This is a genomic window from Aetokthonos hydrillicola CCALA 1050, from assembly GCF_017591665.1.
GTDB classification, from domain to species: Bacteria; Cyanobacteriota; Cyanobacteriia; order Cyanobacteriales; family Nostocaceae; genus Aetokthonos; species Aetokthonos hydrillicola.
Genome location: NZ_JAAKGC010000275.1, coordinates 1 through 2639, shown reverse-complemented (window position 1 = coordinate 2639; position 2639 = coordinate 1). Strand labels below are relative to the sequence as shown.

Here is a 2639-nt window from a genome sequence, read left to right as displayed (position 1 = left end):
ACAAAAAGAACAGCTAAAACGAGGTTATTTGCCAGTAGTAACACCTCACATCGCTAGAGTGGATTTATTTAAAACCTCTGGACACTGGCAAAAATACAAAGAAGATATGTTTCCGATGATGGCAGAGCATCTTATGGAGTATTATTTGATACTTTGAACTCAATGTGAGTCGTAACTGTAGGGTGTAGAGGATAGTTCAGACTGAGTAGAAAGCAGGCGAAACAGTGAACAGCAAACAATTATTCAGTTATCAGTCAAGAATCATGTGTTTATCTTTGGGTTTAAGCTCTTGAGCAGACGCCTTGATAACTGATAACTAATACCTGTTTAGCTGCCCCTCCGTCCCCTACTCCCTACTCCCTATTCCCTACTGCCTCTTTTTATACAGCTAGTAAGTACTTTTTACGATTCTTTACATATTGCAACTATATTGTTAACTTGAGAGTCCATTGTAATTTGTACAATGCAGCTGTGACGTGGATCATTTCCAGATAGGGCTTTTAAAGAAATTGATGAGCAGCATTTCAACTTCCGTGCTGAGTGATCTGCTACAGGCTCTACCCCACCTGCGGCCCCAGCTATATTTTAAGGCTTCATTAACCGCGCTCTCCCATGCAATGGAAGACCAGGTTTTGGCTGCTACTTTAGACCAGCCCCTAGTCATTGCGAGTTTCCAAAGAGAGCGATTTTACCGCCAAGAAGCTCACCGATATGAAAGGCTGGCTCAGCGAAGCAATCAAGTATATGTACTATCTGCACCAGAAACAGATTTTGTTAATAGCTCAGAACATTACGAAAAAATAGCGTTTCAGCCAGAGGATAGCTTAAGTCAGGAGTGGCATTTGGTGGTAATTGCCCAAAATTATGCTACTTGCTTGGTTTGCCGAGAAAGCCTTGGATCTCTTGCGAAAAATAAGCAACAGCCAGACATTAACCCCCATCTGGATATGGATACGACGCGAAGATTTGAGGGAATTTGGACAGCAGAAAGGGGAGTGAGCTTGAAAGTAGCCGAATTCCTCTTGAAGAGAATTTTAATCTACAGACCCGAGTTAGCTGTTAAAGTAAAGCAAGCACGCCAAAGGTTTGGGATAGGCACTAAAAGTAAAAGTTTATTCCAAGGTAGCCAAATAAGTGAATATGCTTGTGACATCGATACCGACCCATTTGTACAGCGGTTGGTGACTTACCTACAAGCAAGTCAGTATAAACTGCATAAAGCGTACCGTTCAATAGCAGCCCAAGCTCGGAAAGAACGCTTAGTTAACTCTATTAACATTGCTATCAGGCGATCGCTCAATCCCCAAGAAATTTTGGCAGTGGCAGCACAAGAGCTAGGACAAAATTTAGGGGTTTCTCGCTGTCTTATCTACCGTGCTCAAGCAACCGATACCCAAGCTATTATTGAACATGAGTTTTTGAGCCCTGGCGTTGTCTCTGTTTTAGGGCAACCTTGGTATTTAGAGAAGAATCCTCTGTTTCAAGAAGTAGTACAAACATCTGAGGGTACATGTGTTGTCGATACTCACACTGATGATCGGATTACGAGATCTAAAATACTCACCAAGATTGTCGAAAGATTGAATATTCGCTCTTGGGTAATTGAACCAGTCTTATATCAAGGGCGTTTATTAGGTATTGTTGAATTACATTACTGTAATAAAATTCAGCAAGATTTCCAATCTAGTCAATTTGACTTAGTTGAGGCGATCGCCACTTCTGTAGGTGTAGCTCTCATTCAAGCAGAAGCCTATGCCCATTTGGAAGACCTAAACCAGCAGCTAGAAGCCCTTGACCTTACCCGTAGTAACCTGATAGCTATTACTGGGCACGAACTACGCACACCCTTATCCACAATTCAAGTGTGCCTGGAAAGTCTTGCTAGTGAACCCGATATGCCCCTAGATCTGCAGCAGGTAATGCTAAGTACAGCTCTTGCTGATTCAGAACGGATGCAAAAACTCGTGCAAGATTTCTTAACTCTTTCTAACTTAGAAAGTGGGCGGGTAGAATGGCATCCAGAATCTCTCACCCTACAAGAATGCGTCGATCTAGCACTTAGCCGTATTCGTGCCCGTGCAGTTACCGAAAAGCTACCTGAAATTCTTACTCAGATTGGCAAAAATTTACCATTGGTCAGAGCTGACGGTGATTGGTTGGTAGAGGTGCTTGCCAAGCTCATAGATAACGCTTGTAAATTCACCCCAGCACAAGGAAAGATTGCCATCATAGCCCAAACCAACAACAACCAAATGGTAGAGGTCACTGTAACCGACACTGGACGGGGTATCGAACCCAATCGCCTAGAAGTCGTTTTCGACCGATTCTATCAAGAAGAAGGGGCACTGCGCCGTACAACTGGTGGTACTGGTCTTGGTTTAGCAATTTGCCGTCAAATAGTCAATGGCTGGGGCGGTGAAATTTGGGCAGAATCAGATGGCAAAAATCAAGGTAGCCAATTTCACTTTACTGTACCCACTACTCAGGGAGTAGGGAACAGGGAGCAGCCCCTGCGGGGAAGTCAAAAGTCAAAAGTCAAAAGTCAAAAGTCAAAAGTTAGGGAGCAGGAGGGCAGAAGAGCAGGTGATTAGATACTAAGTCCTTAATGCCCCATGCCCCATGCCCCATGCCCCATGCCC

1 protein-coding gene is annotated in these 2639 nt (G+C 43.7%); it reads left to right on the top strand.

Translation table 11 applies throughout. From position 1 onward, the window contains the following. Positions 1–512 precede the first annotated feature (512 nt). Complete coding sequence (locus G4P69_RS36855; protein ID WP_208354778.1) at positions 513–2591, top strand: DICT sensory domain-containing protein; 2079 nt, start codon at positions 513–515, stop codon at positions 2589–2591. Positions 2592–2639 lie beyond the last annotated feature (48 nt).